The sequence below is a fragment of the Bradyrhizobium sp. Kon10 genome, from assembly GCF_055807395.1.
The window spans coordinates 1-18,872 of the sequence record NZ_JBVVOZ010000009.1; the positions used below are offsets into that span (position 1 = coordinate 1).

Consider the following 18,872-nt stretch of genomic DNA (forward strand, 5'->3'; position numbering starts at 1 on the left):
CCCAGGTCCAACTCGCAACCGGGCTCTCGCGCACCAGAGAGAAATCGACCTCTTTGCCGACGGCGCCTCAATTTACCACTTTTGCCAACCCGCGAAAAGTTTCATTCAGCGCGCGTCGGCCCTCAAGGCCGGTCCCAACTCGCAATGACGATGGGCAGGCAGCCCGCCTACCTGCAGGACAATCCCGCGTCGATCGTGGTCCAGAAGCCGCAATGTTCCGGCGTGACCATCGGCGCGCCGGCGCGGGCTTCGAACAACAGGATCGTGACGCTGAAGACGAGCAGTGCCGAGGAGAAGATCCAGAAACGGTTGCGCATGGGGATGCGTTTAGTCGACATCGTGGTGGAACTATGGCGCGGACATTGGCTGAAACCGCGCTCAGGCGCGATCCGTAGTTTCCCGGTCGGCCATGATGTTCCGCGCAGGCCCCGCTTCGGAACGCGTGTAGCCCGGATGGAGCGGAGCGCAATCCGGGAATCGGCAGCGCCATTACCGCGCCAGCCATTCCGCGACCTGCTTCTGCGAATCGGTGCGGGCCTCGGCGTCGGTGCCGAGATGGCCGTGCTCGGGCGTGGCGGCGTCGCTGCTGCCGGCCGCGGCGTGCAGCGGCGTGTTGGCGCGGTCGAAATCGTGGTAGGCGCCGGGATAGACCACGATGCGTGTGAGCGCGCTGCGGCCAAGCGCGCCGTCCACCATCTGGCGGCAGGCCGGCGGCGACGAGACATCGTCCTTGCCGCCGATCAGCACCAGCGTCGGCACCCGCGTGCTCCAGCCGAGGCCTGCGGAAATGCGGCAGTCCGGATAGAAGGCGATGGCGGCGCGGAAATCCGGGGCGGCATCGCGCGCCGCGTTCTGCGGGCGCACCGCCCAGAGCAGCGCGCTGGCGCCATTGGCCCAACCGATCAGGCTGACGCGGCCGCGCGCCACCCAAGGCTGCTTCATCAACCAGGCGCGCGCCGCCACGACATCGGCGACACGTTCGCGCCGCGCCTTGACGTGCGTCTCCTTGACCCGGCATTGCGGCCCAAGCTCGCGCGAACCGTAGCTGTCGGGCAGCAGCACCGCATTGCCCGCCTTCAGCAGATCTTCGGCCCAGTCGCGATAGCGCGGCAACACCGGATCGGAATGGCCGCCGAGCCCGCCGCAGCCATGCAGCGCGATCACGGTCGGAAACGGCCCCGCGCCATCGGGTTTGTAGAGCTGCGCGTGCAGGATTCCGGCCGGCAGCGGAATGTCGACCTGCTGCGGCGCAGGTCCTGAGGCCGCGTACGCGGCCGACATCAGAAGTGACAGGAACAGGGTGGTAAGTCGAAGGCGCATCGGACGATCCTTCGCCGCAGCACTATCATGCGAAAACAGCAGAAAAACATCACAAATCGGTGGGTTTGACGGGCGGACAAGCCACCCTATTTATGCTAGATCAGACTCATCACATCATGGCCTCCGGTTTTGCGGACAGGCTTTCCACGGAGACTTCCAACCGTGCTCAACAAGTTCGGCCCCTCGGGCCACGGCGAAGCGCAAGTGCAATATCTCGACGGCGATTTCCGCGTGATCTCGCCGGGGACCTTCGTGCGCTGCGCCATCACAGACACGCGGATCCCGCTCGACGAATTGAAGTACTGGAGCGTGGACCTGCAAGAGGCCTACGCCACGCCCGCCGCGGTGCTGCAGCGGCATTTTCCCAACGCACCGAAGCCGTGATTCCGTGCGAGGGCACAGGCGCGACGTGCCACGACCACCTCTGCACAATCGAGACGAAGAACGTGGGCACGCTTCCGCTTTGCCCACCCTACGAGATCTGAATCGATAGGGGTTCTGCGATGAACGTCGCGTGAATGGCGGGGCTAACCCACCCTACGCAATCATCGTGTGGAAAACCTGCGCTCGCGCGCCTGGTAGAGATGATCGCTGATCAGGCGGCGGAGCGTCGCGAGATCGTCGAACGCGAGCTGAACCGCGAACGGCACGATGCCGTCCGGCACGCCGTTGCTGCCGTGCAGGCGCGCAAGATCCTTTTCCGTGGTGACCAGCGTGAGCTGCTCGCGCGTCGCATCCGCCGCCAGCGCGGCGAGCTCGGCTTGCGAGAACATGTGGTGATCGGCGAACGGACGCGTGCGCGCGACCTCGATGCCGCTGGCGCGTAAGGTGCGGAAGAAGCGCTCGGGATCGCCGATGCCGGCGAACGCAAGCACCGGTTTGCCAACCAGCCGCGCGACGGAGGCGGCGTCCGGCTTCAACCGCGCCCGCAGCACCGGCTTGCCGCGCGCGGAAATTGCCGCCGCGACATCATCCGCGGCCCGGCCATCGCCAATCAGCACCAGCGCGTCGGTGCGCGCGAGCTGCGCCTGCAGCGGCGCGCGCAAGGGACCTGCGGGAAACACCTTGCCGTTGCCCAGGCCGCGCGCGCTGTCGATCACGATCAGCGAGGCGTCCTTCATGATGCGCGGGTTCTGAAAGCCGTCATCCATCAGGATCACGGTCGCCGCTTGTGACTTGGCCAGCGCCACACCTTCGAGCCGGTCGCGCGCCACCGCAACAGGCACGTCGCGCACCATCATCAGCGGCTCGTCGCCGACATCGGCTGCGGTGTGGCGCGCGCGATCGACCATCACCGGACCCTGCAAACGCCCGCCATAGCCGCGGCTGAGCACGACCGGCGTCTCGCCGAGCTCGCGCAACAGTTTGGTCAGCGCAAGCACGGTCGGCGTCTTGCCGGCACCGCCGACATGATAGTTGCCGACGCAGAGCACGGGAATGCCGGCGTCAGCGCCCTTGCGCATCATGCGGCGGGCCGCGATCGCGCCATAGAGCGCGCCCAAGGGACGGAGGAGATGCGATCTCGGAGAACGTGGCCGGTACCAGAAGGCCGGCTCACGCATTGGCGGCTCCCATCTCGATCCGCAATTGCATCAGATACGGCTCGAGCGCGGTCATGGTGCGATCCAGCGCGCCGCCGAGCTGCGCGACGACGCCGTGGCCTGCCTGCTGCATCTTGTCGCGCACGGCGGGATCGGCGAGCAGCTGACCGAGCTGCTTGACCAGGGCCTCCTGGGTCTCGGCCAGACGCGCGCCGCCGCTTTGATCGAGCGCCGCATAAACCTCGGCGAAGTTGAAGACGTTCGGACCATGCACGATCGCCGCACCGAGCTTGATCGCCTCGATCGGATTCTGTCCGCCATGGCGGATCAGAGATCCGCCCATGAACACGATGGGCGAGAGACGATAGAACAGGCCGAGCTCGCCCATAGTGTCGGCGACATAGACGTCGGTCGCTGCTGTCGGCAGCTGCTCGCGCGAGCGCAGCGCCGGCTTCAGGCCCGACGCGGTGATCATGCCCGAGATCGAGGAGCCACGCTCCGGATGCCGCGGTACGATCACGGTCAGCAATTGCGGGAAGATACCGACCAGGCTGCGATGCGCCGCGACCAGCATCTCGTCCTCGCCCGGATGGGTCGAGGCCGCGACAACGATCGGCCGCCCCCGCGTCATCGCCATCAGCCGTTCCAGCTTTGCGGGATCGGCCGGCGGCGCCGTCACGTCGAGCTTGAGATTGCCGGTGGTGACGACATCGCGGCCGCCGAGCGCGGCAAAACGCTCGGCATCGGTGTTCGATTGCGCCAGGCAGATGTCGAACCGCGACAGCAGCGCCGAGATGGTGCCGTACATCCGCCGCCAGCGCGGGAACGAACGCGGCGACATCCGCCCGTTGATCAGCACCATCGGCACCCGGCGCGCAGCACCCGCCAGGATCAGGTTCGGCCACAGATCGGATTCGATGAACAGCGCCAGCGACGGCTTCCAATGGTCGAGGAAGCGCGCGACATAGCGCGGGGAATCGTAGGGAACGTATTGATGGATGACGTCGGGCGGAAAGCGCTTCGCCACGACGGCAGCCGAGGTGACGGTGCCGGAGGTGAGCAGGATGCGCAAATTGAGATCGCGCAATCGCTCGATCAGCGCAGCCGCGGCCAAGACCTCGCCGACGCTGGCGCCATGGATCCAGACCAGCGGGCCGTGCGGCCGCACGTCCCGGCTCAGGCCCCGCCGCTCGCCGACGCGCGCGGGATCCTCCTTGCCCTGCTTCAGCCGCCGCTTGATCAGCGCAGGCGCAAGCGGCACCAGGCCGCTGGCGAGGCGCCGATACATCCGCAGCGTCATGGGCAGCGCATTAGCCATCTTGGGGTCCCGGGCGGCCAAGCCGCGCATAGGCGCGGCGGGTCGCTTCGTTCAGCGTGTCCTCCAGCTCCTGCCGCAGCGCTTCCATGGTGGCGGCATCGGCATCCGGCGGCACCCTGATTTCCTTGATGCCGACCAATGCGCCCCGCCCGAATGGCAAATTGATGGTGGTGCGGTCCCAGTTCTTAAGCCGGATGAAGCGGCTGGTCGCCATCGCGAAAGGCATGATCGGCCGCCCCGATTCCCGTGCCAGCATGATAATGCCGAGCCCGGCCACGCGCGCGCGCTTCGGGACATCGGCGGTCAGCGCGACATTACAGCCGTCCTGCAGCGTCCGCACCATCTCCTTGAAGGCGCCGACGCCACCTTTGCGGTGGAAGGCGCTGCCATGGTCGCCGGAACCGCGGATCAGACCGATGCCGAGCCGCTCCACCGCGATGGCGTTGAACTCGCCGTCGCGATGCCGGGAGATCAGGACCTTGGCCCGGTAGGAGTCCTTGTTCCTGATGAAGGGCGTGAGGAAATGCTGGCCGTGCCAGAAGGCGAAGATCGCCGGAATCTGCGGCTCGACGATGTCATAGACGTCCGGCGGATCGAACGCGAAGCGATTGGTCCGCCAGACCAGACGCAGATACTCGGCCGCCAGAAACCCGACGGCACGCTGAAACCAGCTGCTCCGCAGCGTGTTGCGAAGCAGTTTTTTCAACGCGCCTTCGATTCTTGATTCGGATCGAGCAGCCGGTGGAGATGGACGATGAAATAGCGCATCTGGGCGTTGTCGACCGTGCTCTGCGCCTTGGCCCGCCAGGCGGCGTGCGCGGTCGCATAGTTCGGATAGAGGCCGACGACCTCGACGTCGTCCAGGTTCTTGAAAATGTTGTGCTCGAGATCGAGCAGTTCGCCACCGATCACGAGATGGAGCAGTTGTTGCGGGGCACTATCTGGCATGGGTTCTCTTCCTAGCGGGCTGCCCGGCAAAGCAGTGTTCGACAAGCACGACGAAAGCGCGTCAGGGCAAGGGACGATCTCGAAAATGCGAGACGATGCTCGCATGACGATCGCGGCCCGCTGCCACCAGCACCCCGTGCGTGACTTCCCGGCGGTTATAGAGGATGGGGTCTCCGGAGAGGTCGCTCATCCTACCATCCGCTTCCTGCACGATCAAATCGGCCGCCGCAAGGTCCCAATCATGGCTGTTGCCACCCGCAAAAGCCGCATCCAGCGCACCATGGGCGACCCGACACAGCCGCAGCGCGAGCGAGCCGATTCGCGGATGCAGCTTGATCTCGCCGAGGGACGGCTTCAGTCGCTCGACCAGGGGCTTCGGGCCGGCGACCCGCGAAAAGTCCAGCCGGGATCCGGATGTCGCCCGCACCGGCGCGCCGTTGAGCATCGTGCCCTGGCCGCGGGCCGCGAAAAAGAATTCGCCGCTGGTCGGCGCGAACACCGCGGCCAGCACCGGCGAGGCATCCTCGACCAGCGCCACGCTGACGCACCAATCGTCATGGCCGCCCAGATAATTGCGCGTGCCGTCGATGGGATCGACGATCCATGTCAGCCGCCGCGACAGCCGCGCCGAATCATCGGCGCTCTCTTCCGACAGCCAGCCGTAGTCCGGCGTGGCGCCGCGCAGCCGTGCTTCCAGCAGGTCGTTGACGGCGATGTCGGCTTCCGAGACCGGCGAGGACGCGCCCTTGGTCCACTTTTTCAGCTCGGTCCGAAACATCGAATGCGCCAGCGCGCCGGCGTCCCGCACCGTCTCTTGCAGCAGCGCTGCGTCACGCGTCAGGATGGATTGGTCCAGGGAGTCAGCGTCCGCCAAGCGTCAAGCCCTCGATGCGCACCGTCGGCGCATTGATGCCGTAGCGGAACTCGAGATTGTTCGCAGGCTGCATCGACTTGAAGATCTCGAACAGGTGCCCTGCGATCGTGACTTCGCTGACGGGATAGGTGAGCTCGCCATTCTCGATCCAGAACCCGGAGGCGCCGCGGCTGTAATCGCCGGTGACGCCGTTGACGCCGGAGCCGATCAAATCGGTGATGTAGAAGCCCTGCTTGATGTCGGCGATCAGCTCGGCAGGCGTCGGCGTGCCCGGTTCGAGATGCAGATTATAGGGTCCCGGCGACGGCGAGGACGACACGCCGCGATGCGCGTGGCCGGTGGTGGTGAGCCCGAGCTCGCGCGCGGTGGCGCAGTCGAGCAGCCAGGTCGTCAGCACGCCCTCGTCGATCAGCGCCGTTCTCTTCACCGCGACGCCTTCGGCATCAAAGGTCTGCGAGCGCAGGCCGCGCTTGCGCAGGGGATCGTCGATGATGCGGATATTTTTGGCGAACAGCTGCTGACCGAGCTTGTCCTTCAGGAAGCTGGTCTTGCGCGCGATCGAAGCGCCGTTGATGGCGCCGACGACATGGCCGACCAGCGAGCCCGCGACGCGCGGATCGAACACCACCGGCACCTTGCAGGTCGAGACCTTGCGCGGATTGAAGCGCGCCACCGTGCGCTCGCCGGCGGAACGGCCGACGATGTCCGGGGCGAGCAGATCGGCGGCATGCGGTGCCGAGGTGAAATCGTAGTCGCGCTCCATGCCGGTGCCTTCGCCGACAATCGCCGTGGCCGAGATGCCCTGGCTGGAGCGCAGATACGAGCCGTGGAAGCCGGTGCTGGTGACCAGCACCATGCCGCCGATGCCGGCAGAGGCCGAGGCGCCGCCGGATTTGGTCACGCCCTTCACCCCGAGTGCTGCAGCTTCGGCTTCGAGCGCGCGGCGCTCGAGCTCGGAAGTCGCGGGCACGTCGGGATCGAGCAGATCAAGATCGGGGAAGTCGCGCGCCAGCAGCGCGGGATCGGCAAGTCCGACATATTTGTCGTCGGGCGCGACCCGTGCCATCGCGACGGCGCGCTCCGCAAGCTTGGTCACGGCATCGCCGCTTGCGTCATTGGTCGAGACCACCGCCTGGCGCTGGCCGACGAAAACGCGCAAGCCGACATCGTCGCCCTCGGAACGCTCGGATTCCTCAACGCGCCCGTCGCGCACCTCGACACCTTGCGAGATGCCGCGCACCGCGACCGCATCGGCCGCATCCGCGCCGGCGCGCTTCGCCGCCTCGACCAGCCGCTGTGCGAGATCGGAAAGCGCGGACTGATCGAACAGGTCGCGATTGGCCTTGTCCGAATTTTTGGGCGACAGCGTCGAGTTCGCGGATGGTGAAGGGTTCACAAACGAAATCCTGTTGCGGCGGGAAGTTTCGGGGCGATACCGGCCTCAACACCAGATGTGCCCAATTGGCACGGACTTCAAGCTTTTTCAGCCCGTCAAAAGCTCAGATTCGCCGCTTGCGCGCAACGTCTCGTCAATCATGCGCGCCAAGGTCTTGTCAATCATGCGCGGCGGTGAGGTTGGATTAACCAGCCTTTTTAAGCGGTTTCGGAAGCGGCTCGCGCTAAGGTCCTCGCATCGACCGGGAACATAATCCTGGCGGGGAGACTAAAGCCGTGAGGCGTCAAACAGCAACATGTGGGGCCAACCCCACCGGGTCGAGCCGCAGCCTGCGGCTCGACCCTCTTTCCCTTCCGGTCCGCTTCGATGCGCATGATCCGCGCGCCGACGGATACACACGGCAAATCGAACTTCATCGCGAGCGTGTCGTGTTGCGCCGTGCCGTCCAGGGCATGCGGATGGCGATCAATGTCCGCGTCAGCGACTTCACCGGTGTCGCGCTGCGCGGCAATGACGAAGCCCAGAGCCTCGTCCTCGTGCATCGTGATCCTTCGCTCTCCGTTCCGCTGCTGATCAGCGCCGATGGCGATGAGCTCAACGAAGCCTGGGCGATCTGGAGCGAGATCTTCGCGCTGCCGCAGCTCGACGAAGGTGCACGCAAGCCGGCGCCGCGCCGTCGCCGCGCCAACGCGATCCGCGCCCGCCGGCCAAAGTTCCTGACGCGCCGTCGTACGGCCATGACGCGTGAGCTCCCGGTTCATCGCGAAGAACGCGAGATCATCGCGAGGAGCTAAAGCGGCACCTACGGTGCCGTAGGGTGGGTTAGCCGAAGGCGTAACCCACCAAGATTTATCCGCGCGCAAAGAAAGTGGTGGGTTACGCTTCGCTAACCCACCCTAAGAAACTACCCAGCCCGCGTCACCGCGTCGGCGAGCAATCCTGCGAACAACAACAGACCCGCATGCTTGTTCGAGTAGAACACGCGCTTGCAGAGATCGGGATCCTCGATCCTGAGCCGCCTGATCTGCCACGCCAGATGCGCGGCGAAGGCCGCAAGCCCGACCCAGGCCGGCCAGCGCGCATCGCCTGACGCGAGCGCGACGCCGATCAGCATCACCGCAAGCCCATAGAACAGGATCAGCGCCTGATGCGTATGCGCGCCGAACAGGCGCGCGGTGGATTTGACGCCGATCAGCGCGTCGTCCTCGGTGTCCTGATGCGCGTAGATCGTGTCATAGCCGATCACCCAGGAGATCGCGCCGGCATAGAGCACCAGCGCCGTCACATCGATGCGGCCGAAGGTGACGGCAAATCCCATCAGGGCGCCCCAGGAGAAGGCGAGCCCGAGGACGATCTGCGGCCACCAGGTGATGCGCTTCATGAAGGGATAGATTGCGACGATCAGAAGCGAGGCGATGCCGGTCGCAATCGCAAAGCGGTTGAATTGCAGGAGCACCACCAGTCCGATCAGGGCCTGCACCACCAGGAAAGCCAGCGCCTGCTTCGCGCTCACCTGCCCGGACGGCAGCGGCCGCGAGCGGGTGCGCTCGACCTTGGCGTCGAGGTCACGGTCGGTGATGTCGTTCCAGGTGCAGCCCGCCCCCCGCATCACGAAGGCGCCGATGAAGAACAGGACAATGGTGAGCGGCAGCCGGCGGACGTCGTGCGCCATGGCCGCGGTGAGTGCCGCCGACCACCAGCACGGCATCAGCAGCAGCCAGGAGCCGATCGGACGGTCGAAGCGCGACAATCGCAAATAAGGCCGCGCCCATTGCGGCGCGAGCGTATCGACCCAGTTGCCGGTGGAATCGGCAACGCGGGCGGATGTATCGCTCATCGGGTCAGAACGTTGCCGTTGAGCGTGTCGAAGGTGCTGCCGCCCTTCTTGCCGGCATTGGCTTCCGGCGCCGAGCCCGAACCAACCACCTCACTTAGCGACGGGCCGGCCGGTCCGCGCGGCTGTTGCGCGACCATGCAGACCTTCGTCTGCATGGCCTCGGTATTCTTGTGGCCGCTCTTCATCTGCTCGCCGATCTGCGGCGGGATTCCGCATTTGGCGGCATGCGTTTCGATGTACTTGATCATCTTGAATTCGGCCTGGCTGAAATTCTTGATCAGCTTGCAAGCCTCGTCCGGTGGGGCATGGCGGTCGCTCGCGGCCTTGATCAGCTTGCCGCGTTTTTCGGCGTCCTCGCGGAGCGGGATGAACGCCTTCATGCAGTCCTCGCCGGGACCGCTTTGCGTCGGGGGAGCCGCGCTGAAAGCGCCGGCGCCGCCGATGGGCGCGGCACCTCCCGTGGGGAAGGATGCTTGCGGCGCGCCGCCGACGGAGGCGACCGGCGCCGAGCCGTTGACGGGCGGAAACGCCGGATCGGGCGCGGTCTGGCCCGGCAGCGGCGCCGGGAAGCCCTGCGCGTAAGCTGCAGCGGCCCCCAAGGTGACCATGGCGGCAGTGATCGGAACCATCAAACGACGGATCATCAAGATAGTCTCTCCGGCAGGAGCTACGGGGGTTCGGCGTCTTCCCAATTGAAGCGCAACCAGCGTCTTCGCGCTTTTACGATTCCCGCCGGCGCTTAACAACCCGTTGAATAGGGCAAGAGCGCGGCGCGGGGACGCACCGGTTCGGCAATATTTACCCCCGAAATGGCTGCTTTCGGCTAAGAACGGCGGCAAAACGGACCTTTGAACGATGCCCTCCCACGATTTTCGCGCTCCCCGCCTGTTCGTCGATACCCCCCTCACCCAGGACGCCAGGGTTCCGCTCGACCGCGACCAGAGCAATTATATCGGCAACGTGCTCCGGCTCTCGGCTGGCGCCCCGATCCTGGCCTTCAACGGCCGCGACGGCGAATGGCAGGCCGCGATCGAAGGTCGCAAGCGGCCCGACAACCTCGTGATCCTCCAGCAGGCTCGTGCCCAGGACACCCTGCCCGACCTCGCCTACGTCTTTGCCCCGCTCAAGCATGCCCGGCTGGACTACACCGTGCAGAAGGCCGTCGAGATGGGTGCGGCCATCCTGCAACCGGTCCAGACCCGCTTCACGCAGGCGTCCCGCGTCAACACCGAGCGCATGCGGGCCAATGTGATCGAGGCGGCCGAGCAATGCGGGATCTTGAGCCTTGCTGCGGTGGCCGAGCCGGTGCCGCTCGAGCGCTTCCTGGGCCAGCGCGACCCCGACAGGCTCCTGGTCTTCTGCGATGAGGCGGCGGAGGTCGAAAACCCCATTCATGGTCTGCAAGCCGCGCGCGAGGCCGGGCACGACCAAGGCAGAATTGGCATCGACGTGCTGATCGGCCCGGAAGGCGGCTTTGCCGAGGAAGAGCGCGCGCTGCTGCTGCGGCAGCCCAGGATCCTGCGGCTCGCGCTCGGCCCGCGGATCCTGCGCGCTGACACGGCCGCCGTAGCGGCGCTGGCGCTGGTGCAGGCGGTGCTGGGCGATTGGCGTGGCAGCTAGCCCCGCCTTTCCTTGGAGCGTCGTGAATCAAGAGCCGCGGAGGCCGCGGTGTCACCAAGCCCTGATTCCGAGTGCTAGTCTTCGAAGAAGCCGGGATGTTTCGCGACAAAAGACTGCAATTCGCGCGACACGCGATCGAGATGATTCGCCATTTCGTTCTTTGCCTGATCCGGCTCATGCGCAGCAATCGCGCGGAATATCGCCTCGTGCTCGCGGAGGGTTCCCTCGGGCCGTCCCGGCTCCGGCAGCAGCGTGCGGCGAACTCGCTCAAGATGAGTTCGGATCGGATCGAGGACTTCGCCAACCCGCCCCAGATGCAAGCCCTCAGTCATCTGGCGATGAAATCGGGTGTCGAGTTCGTGGAAACCCTGGAGATCGCCGCTGTTGATGGCGGCCATTTGGTAGGCGAGGTTCTGACCAAGCGCCGCGATCGCATCGTCCCGCATGTCGGCCGCACAAACCCCCACGACCTCTACCTCCAGCGCGCGCCGCATCAACATCCATTGCCGCACATCCTCAAGGTGGATCTTGGCCACGTAAGAGCCGCGTTGCGGCTCAACGACGACAAGCCCCTCAAAAGCGAGTCGATTGATCGCGGTCGTGATGGAAAGTCGAGACACTTCGAAAATTGCACACCACTCGTTCTTGTCGATTGGGGCGTCCGGCGCGAGCGCGCCCGACACGATGGCTCGCTTGAGTGCCAAATAGGCCTGGTCGACTTTCGATCCGCCCGCCCGACGTGCGGCGGCCGTTCCTCCGCTGAATCCGCCGAGTGAATGCATGCTGTGGTCCTATGGCTGACGTTCACATGTCCAGTGGCGCGGGAGCAATTGTGGACACCAAGAGGCTTGACGAGCAGCAACTGATATAACTAGCATATCAGAAAAGCAACAAACGAACACTTGGCACGCGACATCTCCAAAGACTTTGGCGCGCCGGGAGGAGATTAGCCCGATGGAGACACGCTTCGGCGCCCTCGGAGGAGAGGATGATCGGGCCGCGGACCGCTCCCCCCGTATGGTCGAGATGAGCCGGGCCCGCGCGCCGACCGGGCAGGTCGTGCTTTCTGCGGAACGCGTCTCGAAGTCCTTTGCCGGCGTAAAGGCGCTCAATAACGTCGACTTCGATCTGCGCTGCGGTGAGGTGCACGCGCTGATGGGCGAGAACGGCGCCGGCAAGAGCACCTTGATGAAAATCCTTGCGGGCGTGCATACGAGCTATCAGGGGACGATTCAGGTCGGTGGCCGGGCCGCCGCATTTGCCGGCGTGCGCGATGCTGAAGAGGCCGGCGTCGCGATCATCCACCAGGAGCTCAATCTCGTTCCCGAGCTGAGCATTGCCGATAACATCTTTCTCGGCCGCGAGCCGCTGATCGGCGGCATGCTGATCGACCGCCGCCGCATGGTCAAGGCGGCGGAGCGTCTGCTGCACCGTCTCGGCGTCTGGATCGCTCCCGAAAGTCGGATCGCCGACTTGCGTGTCGGCGAGCAGCAATTGGTTGAAATCGCCAAGGCACTATCGCTCGACGCCCGCATCCTCATCATGGACGAGCCGACCTCTGCATTGTCGTCGTTGGAATGCGAGACCCTGTTCAAGATCGTCCGACAACTCGCAAGCGAGGGCGTCGCGATCATCTACACCTCGCATCGGATCGAGGAGGTGCTCGATCTCGCCGGCCGGGTGACGGTGCTGCGCGACGGCAGGCACGTTGTCACGGCTCCGATCGGTGACTTGTCGCGCGGCGCGATCATCTCGGCGATGGTCGGCCGCGACATGGTCACAAGCGATCGCGGTGCGGCCGCGCAAGGCGGTGCGAACGTCCTTTCTGTGGATGACCTGACGCTGGACACGCTCGGTCCGCACGGCTGGCGCCGGATGTTGCACGGCGTCAGCTTTCAGCTCAGGCGCGGCGAGATCCTCGGCATCGGCGGCCTGCTCGGTTCCGGCAGGACGGAGATCCTCGAATCTATCTTTGGTGTCGCAAACGGTTGGCGGGGTGGCACCATCGCGATCGACGGCACAACCGCCGATATCAGCTCGCCAACGGAGGCCTACCGCCTCGGTGTCGCGCTTGTGAGCGAGGATCGCAAAGAGCGCGGCCTGCACCTTGCGGCCTCGATATGCGACAATATCGCCCTGCCCTCGATCGGCGCGCTGTCGCGCTTCGGCCTGCGCGCCGTCGCGCGTGAGCGCGCCCTGGCGGCCGACATGGTCGGCCAGCTCTCGGTCCGCTGCACCGGCATCGATCAGACGGCAGCAGCGCTCTCCGGCGGCAATCAGCAGAAAGTCGTGATCGGCAAATGGCTCGCCACCGAACCACGGATTCTTCTGCTCGACGAGCCGACCCGCGGCATCGATATCGGCGCGAAGCAGGACATCTACCGGCTGATCTTCGATCTCGCCGCGCAGGGCCTCGGCATCGTCGTGGTCACCTCCGAGATGCCGGAACTTCTTCTGTTGTCCGACCGCATCCTGGTGATGTGTGAGGGACGGCAGACCGGAATCCTGCCGCGCGACTGCGCGACGCAAGAGACGGTGATGCGTCTTGCAGCGCCAGGCATGGCAGCGTGGTCGCAGGAAACATTGTCATGAAGGCGTTTCTTCGGCTCTTGTCCCGGACCAAGCTTTACTGGGGGTTGCTGCTCATCTGCCTGGTCGGTGCGCTCACCTCGCCGCATACGTCATCCGGTAACAACATCTTCCTGTCCTACGGCAACCTGACCGACGTGCTGCGGCAGGTCTCGATCACGGGCCTGGTGGCCACCGGCATGACGATGGTCATTCTGCTCGGCGGCATCGATTTGTCCGTCGGCTCGGTCATGGGCTTTTCGACGGTGATCTGCGCGATGCTGCTCACCAAGCCCGGCTGGACCGCGGCCGCGGTAATGGGCGTTCCGGCGGCGACGCTCGTGAGTGGCGCAGCCATTGCGCTCGTTGTGCGCTTCATTGTCCGCGGGTTGGCGCGAGGCCGTGACGTCGGCGCGGGGCGGCGCCGCGAACTCACCGTGTCGCGCTGGCACGGCCTGTGGATTCCCGCGCTGCTTGGCCTCCTCGGCGCCGCCGCAATGGCGTGGTGGACGGCAAGCCAGGCGACGGCCAAGTTCGGGGTTCTCGGCGTTCTCCTCGTCGCGCCGTGCCTGGCGCTGCTGCTTGGGGCGATCAACGGGATCTTGACCGTCGCGGGACGTTTGCAACCTTTCATTGCCACGCTGGCCATGATGGTCAGCGCACTCGGCATCGCCCGTCTCACCGCCGGTCAGGACAATGCCGTCGTGCCGGTCTATACCGGCACCAACGCCACCGAAGCGTTCGAGCTGCTCCGCTCGATGCTGTGGGGCGTGCTGCCTGTGCCGAGTGTTTTCTTCCTCGCGGCGATCATCCTGTTCGGCGCGCTCCTGCGCTTCACGACCTTTGGACGCTACGCCTATGCGATCGGCGGCAACATCGAGGCCACCAAGCTTTCGGGCATCAAGGTCGCCCAGGTCCAGCTCACGGCCTATCTGCTGTCGGGCCTGTTGGCGGGAATTGCGGGGGTCCTGTTCGTCGCGCAATACCGGCAAGGCAAGCCGGACGCCGGCGCCGGACTCGAGCTCGACGCCATCGCCGCCGTCGTAATCGGCGGCACCAGCCTGATGGGCGGGCGAGGTGGTCTCGCCGGCACCTTCGTCGGCGTCCTGATCTTCGGTTTGCTGTCGGACATCCTCCAGCTTCAGAATATCGACTCCAACGTCCAGCTGCTGATGAAGGGGTTGATCATCGTCTGCACCGTGCTGGTGCAGGAGCAGAATCTCGGCCAGCTCATCGCGCGATGGCGGTTCAGCCGATCGCCGGAAGCCAGTGCCGATCCGAAAACAGCCGAATCCTGTCGGCTGCCAAGCGCCGCCAAGGCGCAATTTGCAAGGGAGGATCTCGATGAAGCGTCGTGAATTCCTAAAACTGTCGACCACCATGGCCGGCGCCGCGATGACGATCTACGTGCCGGCCGGCTGGAGTCCCGCCAAGGCCGCCGCGAAGTGGAAAGTCGGCTTCAGCCAATGCACCACGCTCGAGCCGTGGCGCGTGCAATTCAACAAGGATATCCAGGCCGAGGCCAAGAAGCAGCCCGACGTCGAGCTCATCATCACCGACGGCCAGGACAAGACCGAGAAGCAGGTCGCCGATTGCGAGAACCTCGTTGTCCAGCAGGTCAACGTCCTCTTGATCTCACCCAAGGAATCGGCGGGCCTGACCGGGGTCGTCGAGAAGGCGATCGACGCCAAGATTCCGGTCATCGTGCTGGATCGCAACGTCGACACCAAGCGGATCACACAGTTCATCGGCGGCGACAATGTCGCGATCGGCAAGGCCGCCGGCGAATATGCCGTGAAGCTGCTCGGCGGTCCCGGCAAGGCGACCGGCAACGTCGTCGAAATCTGGGGCGGAATGGGCACGCAGCCCGCACACGACCGGCACGACGGCTTCCATGCTTTCACCGACAAGGAACCGGGCATCAAGAACCTGCTCAACAATCAGTCGGGCGACTGGAAGCAGGACAAGGCCTACAACATCATGACGACTGCGCTGCGCAACAACGAGAAGATCGACCTGGTCTATGGCCATAACGATCCGATGGCCTATGGCGCCTATCTCGCGGCCAAGGACGCCGGCCGCGACAAGGATATCAAGTTCATTCTTGGCATCGACGGCCTGCCGGATGAAGGCGTGACCTGGGTCAGCAAGGGGCAGCTCACGGCGACATTCCTCTATGCAACGCCCGGAGCCGAAGGGCTGCGGCAAGCTGTCAAACTCTTGAAGGGCGAAAAGCTCGAGCCGGTCATCACCTTGCCCACGATGCTGATTACGCGGGACAACGCATCGGAGATCCTGAAGAAGAACGGGCTGCTCTGAGCTCCTTATCTTCAGGCCGACGCAACAGCTGACAGAGTCTGGTTCGGCCTGGTCGAACCAGACTCTGTCTTGGTTTGGATTGTCCTGCTGGTTGCGGGATGGCATTGGACCGGCTGCCAAGACTCATCGAGGTATGACATGAGCGATCCGATCTTCGGCCGAAGCGACGGTGTGTGGCTGAACGAACCGGAACAATGGACCGCTCGCGAGGATGGTCTTGAGATGGTCACTGATCGAGCCACCGATTTCTGGCGCGAAACCCATTACGGTTTCAGCCGGGACAGCGGGCATTTCCTGGGCTTCCGCACCGCCGAGGCATTCACCGCCGAGCTGCGCGTCCAAGGCGATTTTCGGGCGCTGTACGACCAGGCGGGCATTATGATCCGGATCGACGCGGAACGTTGGGTCAAGGCCGGACTCGAATTCTCCGACGGCCGCGCCATGCTTGGCAGCGTTCTGACCGACGGACGATCGGACTGGGCGACAGCCCCCTATGAGCACGACGCCGGCGACTTCCGGATGCGCGCAACCGTAAAGAATGGCGTCCTTCGCTTGCAGGTCTCGCCCGATGGCAAGCTCTGGCCGCTTATGCGATTGGCACCATTCCCCAAGGCGAACTCGTTCCTTGTGGGGCCGATGGCCTGCACACCCGAGCGGGCCGGACTGAGGGTCGTTTTCTCGGCATTTCGCCTCACGGCGCCGCTTGGCAAGGATCTACATGATCTGAGCTGAGGTCAGCCTCTGTTGCATATGCCCCCGGGCGGCCGCGGGGTTGGGCCATTGCCGATCTCCAGAGCCGATCGGCGCAGCCACGCCGCAATCCAGTTCATATCGAGTCCAGGGCACGGCGACCGACTGTTAAGCGATTGATCCTTTGGAGGTCGAAACCGCTTTCGGGCCATGCTAAGGGCTGCGCCACTCCCGTCCCTTCCCTTGCCCTGCCCGGTTCCACCGGGACAATGGACCCCGAGATGACCGCGACTGCCACCTCAAATGCTGCCGGCTCCGCCGCCTGGGCGGATACGCTGCTGTTGTCGTTCGCGCAGGCCGGCTATGTCAGGGCCGAGCCCGCGATCCTGCAACCGGCCGAGCCGTTCCTCGATCTCTCCGGCGAGGACATCCGCAAAAGCCTGTATTTGACGACGGACCTGTCCGGCGAGGAGCTCTGCCTGCGCCCGGACCTGACGATTCCGGTGGCCCGCGATTATCTGGCCTCTAGCCGGGCCGGCCAGCCGGCCGGGTTCAGCTATCTCGGTCCGGTGTTCCGCTACCGCAGCGGGCAGGCCAGTGAATTCCTGCAGGCCGGCATCGAATCGTTCGGCCGCCAGGACCGCGCCGCGGCGGATGCCGAGATGCTGGCGCTGGCGCTGGAAGCAACCGCCGCGTTCGGCGTCCGCGACGTCGAGATCCGCACCGGCGACGTCGCGCTGTTCAATGCGCTGCTCGATGCGCTCGACCTCTATCCGGTGTGGCGCCGGCGCCTGGTCAAGGACTTCAACCGCAAGATCAGCCTGGAGCAGGATCTGGAACGGCTGGCGCGCACGACCGCTACCACCCGCAGTGAATATGAGGGCGTGCTGGCCGCGCTCGCCGGCTCCGACCGCAAGGCGGCGCTCGCGTTCGTCTCCGATTTGATGTCGATCGCCGGCACCACCAATGTCGGCGGCCGCACCACGGCCGAGATCGCCGACCGCTTCCTCGAGCAATCGACGCTCAAAGGCGGCGCGCTGCCGCGCCAGGCCATCGCCGTGCTCAAGCGCTTCCTCTCGATATCGGGCAATCCGGATGAGGCGATCGCCGGGCTGCGCGCGCTCACCACCGATGCAAAGCTCGACCTTGCCGCTGCGATCGACCAGTTCGAAAGCCGGGTCGGCTTCATGGCCGCGCGCGGCATCGACGTGAAGGGCACGCGGTTCTCGACGGCGTTCGGGCGCGGGCTCGACTACTACACCGGCTTCGAATTCGAACTGCATCACAGGGGCAACGGCACCGAGCCGCTGGTCGCCGGCGGCCGCTATGACGGACTGATGACCCAGCTCGGTTCGCCGGATCCGATTCCGGCCGTCGGTTTCTCGGTCTGGGTGGACGCGCTGACCGGAATCGGCCGCAAGGTGGGAGCTTGAGCATGAGCGCGCCGTTCGTTCTGGCCGTTCCCTCCAAGGGCCGCCTTCAGGAGAACACCGAAGCCTTCTTCGCCCGCGCGGGGCTTAAGTTGTCGAAGGCCGGCGGCGCCCGCGACTATCGCGGCACGATCGTGGGGCTCGATAATGTCGAGGTCGCCTACCTCTCGGCGAGCGAAATTGCCTCGCAACTGTCGCGCGGGGTGGCACATCTCGGCGTCACCGGCGAAGATTTGGTACGCGAGACCATCGCGGATGCAGACGAGCGCGTGTCCCTGATCGAGGGATTGGGCTTCGGCTATGCCGACGTGGTCGTCGCCGTGCCGCAGGCCTGGATCGACGTCCGCTCCATGGCCGACCTCGACGATGTCACCACCGGCTTCCGCGAGCAGCATCACATGCGGATGCGGGTCGCGACCAAGTTCATCAACCTCACCCGCGCGTTCTTCTCGAGCCACGGCATCGTCGACTATCGCATTGTCGAAAGCACCGGCGCGACCGAAGGCGCGCCGGCGGCCGGGGCCGCCGAGCTGATCGTCGACATCACCACCACCGGCGCGACGCTCGCCGCCAATGGCCTGCGGGTGCTCGACGACGGCATGATCCTGCGCAGCCAGGCCAATCTGGTCGCCTCGAAACATGCCGACTGGTCGCCTCAGGCCCGCGAGACGGCGCGCGTCATTCTCGATCACATCGCGGCACGGGCGCGGGCCAACAAATACCGCGAGGTCCGCACCCGCTTCCGGCAGTGCGACGATGCCCTGCTCACCGAGGCCCACAGCCGCTTCGGCGTCGAGACCCCGTTTGGCGGACCGACCTCGTCGGGCATGCTGACGCTGCACTGCCCACCGGGACAGCTCTACGCGCTGGCAAGCTTCCTGCGCGAGCATGGCGCCGAGACCGTCTCGGTGGTCTCGCTCGACTATGTGTTCGACCGTGAGAACCCGCTCTTCGCCAGGCTCGACGCCTTCCTGCGGCAGTGAACCTCCAGGTCCGTTCAGCATGGCGACA

At 65.3% G+C, this 18,872-nt stretch carries 20 protein-coding genes; 9 read left to right on the forward strand and 11 right to left on the reverse strand.

What is annotated here, in order from left to right; all coding sequences use genetic code 11:
- Positions 1–167: 167 nt before the first annotated feature.
- Together AC0L2O_RS14725 and AC0L2O_RS14730 are read right to left on the reverse strand one after the other, a co-directional pair.
- Complete coding sequence (locus AC0L2O_RS14725) at positions 168–317, reverse strand: hypothetical protein (protein ID WP_473370226.1); 150 nt, start codon at positions 315–317, stop codon at positions 168–170.
- A 172-nt stretch (positions 318–489) separates the two neighbouring features.
- Positions 490–1,320, reverse strand: coding sequence for a dienelactone hydrolase family protein (locus AC0L2O_RS14730; protein ID WP_473370227.1), 831 nt, complete (start codon positions 1,318–1,320; stop codon positions 490–492).
- A gap of 162 nt (positions 1,321–1,482) precedes the next feature.
- On the opposite strand from AC0L2O_RS14730, the gene AC0L2O_RS14735 reads away from it, so the two are divergent.
- Positions 1,483–1,704 carry a DUF2093 domain-containing protein gene (locus tag AC0L2O_RS14735; RefSeq protein ID WP_254134433.1) on the forward strand — a complete coding sequence of 74 codons (222 nt, stop codon included), beginning with the start codon at positions 1,483–1,485 and terminating at the stop codon, positions 1,702–1,704.
- Positions 1,705–1,865: 161 nt separating this feature from the next.
- Here AC0L2O_RS14735 and lpxK read toward each other — a convergent pair whose 3' ends face one another.
- The 6 genes from lpxK to AC0L2O_RS14765 form a co-directional block, all read right to left on the reverse strand.
- Positions 1,866–2,882, reverse strand: a complete 1,017-nt coding sequence (lpxK, locus tag AC0L2O_RS14740; RefSeq protein ID WP_473370228.1) for a tetraacyldisaccharide 4'-kinase — start codon at positions 2,880–2,882, stop codon at positions 1,866–1,868.
- Positions 2,875–4,209, reverse strand: coding sequence for a 3-deoxy-D-manno-octulosonic acid transferase (locus AC0L2O_RS14745; protein WP_473370229.1), 1,335 nt, complete (start codon positions 4,207–4,209; stop codon positions 2,875–2,877). Before AC0L2O_RS14745 ends, lpxK begins: the two co-directional genes overlap by 8 nt.
- Positions 4,172–4,885, reverse strand: a complete 714-nt coding sequence (locus AC0L2O_RS14750) for a lysophospholipid acyltransferase family protein (RefSeq protein ID WP_473370230.1) — start codon at positions 4,883–4,885, stop codon at positions 4,172–4,174. The genes AC0L2O_RS14745 and AC0L2O_RS14750 overlap by 38 nt, the downstream gene beginning before the upstream one ends.
- Positions 4,882–5,127, reverse strand: a complete 246-nt coding sequence (locus AC0L2O_RS14755) for a DUF4170 domain-containing protein (protein ID WP_369720956.1) — start codon at positions 5,125–5,127, stop codon at positions 4,882–4,884. Before AC0L2O_RS14755 ends, AC0L2O_RS14750 begins: the two co-directional genes overlap by 4 nt.
- A gap of 61 nt (positions 5,128–5,188) precedes the next feature.
- The gene (locus AC0L2O_RS14760; RefSeq protein WP_473370231.1) at positions 5,189–6,001 is read right to left on the reverse strand and encodes an inositol monophosphatase family protein; all 813 of its coding nucleotides are present in this window, start codon (positions 5,999–6,001) and stop codon (positions 5,189–5,191) included.
- The gene (locus AC0L2O_RS14765; RefSeq protein ID WP_369720954.1) at positions 5,988–7,397 is read right to left on the reverse strand and encodes a TldD/PmbA family protein; all 1,410 of its coding nucleotides are present in this window, start codon (positions 7,395–7,397) and stop codon (positions 5,988–5,990) included. The genes AC0L2O_RS14760 and AC0L2O_RS14765 overlap by 14 nt, the downstream gene beginning before the upstream one ends.
- A 275-nt stretch (positions 7,398–7,672) precedes the next feature.
- Here AC0L2O_RS14765 and AC0L2O_RS14770 point away from each other — a divergent pair, with 275 nt between their 5' ends.
- Entirely contained in the window at positions 7,673–8,191 is a 519-nt protein-coding gene (locus tag AC0L2O_RS14770; protein WP_369720953.1) for a DUF6101 family protein, read from the forward strand.
- A gap of 110 nt (positions 8,192–8,301) precedes the next feature.
- Here AC0L2O_RS14770 and ubiA read toward each other — a convergent pair whose 3' ends face one another.
- Complete coding sequence (gene ubiA / locus AC0L2O_RS14775) at positions 8,302–9,234, reverse strand: 4-hydroxybenzoate octaprenyltransferase (protein ID WP_473370232.1); 933 nt, start codon at positions 9,232–9,234, stop codon at positions 8,302–8,304.
- On the reverse strand, positions 9,231–9,878 hold the full coding sequence (locus AC0L2O_RS14780; protein WP_369720952.1) for a hypothetical protein: 648 nt from the start codon (positions 9,876–9,878) through the stop codon (positions 9,231–9,233). Before AC0L2O_RS14780 ends, ubiA begins: the two co-directional genes overlap by 4 nt.
- Before the next feature lie 211 nt (positions 9,879–10,089).
- On the opposite strand from AC0L2O_RS14780, the gene AC0L2O_RS14785 reads away from it, so the two are divergent.
- A complete protein-coding gene (locus AC0L2O_RS14785; protein WP_473370233.1) occupies positions 10,090–10,854 on the forward strand; it encodes a 16S rRNA (uracil(1498)-N(3))-methyltransferase in 765 nt (254 codons plus the stop codon).
- A 74-nt stretch (positions 10,855–10,928) separates the two neighbouring features.
- Here AC0L2O_RS14785 and AC0L2O_RS14790 read toward each other — a convergent pair whose 3' ends face one another.
- Complete coding sequence (locus AC0L2O_RS14790; RefSeq protein WP_473370234.1) at positions 10,929–11,636, reverse strand: GntR family transcriptional regulator; 708 nt, start codon at positions 11,634–11,636, stop codon at positions 10,929–10,931.
- Positions 11,637–11,871: 235 nt separating this feature from the next.
- Here AC0L2O_RS14790 and AC0L2O_RS14795 point away from each other — a divergent pair, with 235 nt between their 5' ends.
- The 6 genes from AC0L2O_RS14795 (at position 11,872) to hisG (ending at position 18,844) form a co-directional block, all read left to right on the forward strand.
- Positions 11,872–13,446 (forward strand): sugar ABC transporter ATP-binding protein, encoded by a 1,575-nt coding sequence (locus tag AC0L2O_RS14795; RefSeq protein WP_473370362.1) that lies wholly within the window; start codon positions 11,872–11,874, stop codon positions 13,444–13,446.
- Positions 13,443–14,780: an ABC transporter permease gene (locus tag AC0L2O_RS14800; RefSeq protein ID WP_473370235.1), complete on the forward strand. Its 1,338-nt coding sequence runs from the start codon at positions 13,443–13,445 to the stop codon at positions 14,778–14,780. The genes AC0L2O_RS14795 and AC0L2O_RS14800 overlap by 4 nt, the downstream gene beginning before the upstream one ends.
- 37 nt (positions 14,781–14,817) lie before the next feature.
- Entirely contained in the window at positions 14,818–15,741 is a 924-nt protein-coding gene (locus AC0L2O_RS14805; protein ID WP_473370363.1) for a substrate-binding domain-containing protein, read from the forward strand.
- Between the two features lie 138 nt (positions 15,742–15,879).
- Entirely contained in the window at positions 15,880–16,473 is a 594-nt protein-coding gene (locus tag AC0L2O_RS14810; RefSeq protein ID WP_409191834.1) for a DUF1349 domain-containing protein, read from the forward strand.
- A 239-nt stretch (positions 16,474–16,712) separates the two neighbouring features.
- Positions 16,713–17,864 carry an ATP phosphoribosyltransferase regulatory subunit gene (locus AC0L2O_RS14815; RefSeq protein WP_409191833.1) on the forward strand — a complete coding sequence of 384 codons (1,152 nt, stop codon included), beginning with the start codon at positions 16,713–16,715 and terminating at the stop codon, positions 17,862–17,864.
- A gap of 2 nt (positions 17,865–17,866) precedes the next feature.
- Positions 17,867–18,844: an ATP phosphoribosyltransferase gene (gene hisG, locus AC0L2O_RS14820; protein WP_473370236.1), complete on the forward strand. Its 978-nt coding sequence runs from the start codon at positions 17,867–17,869 to the stop codon at positions 18,842–18,844.
- Positions 18,845–18,872: the final 28 nt, after the last annotated feature.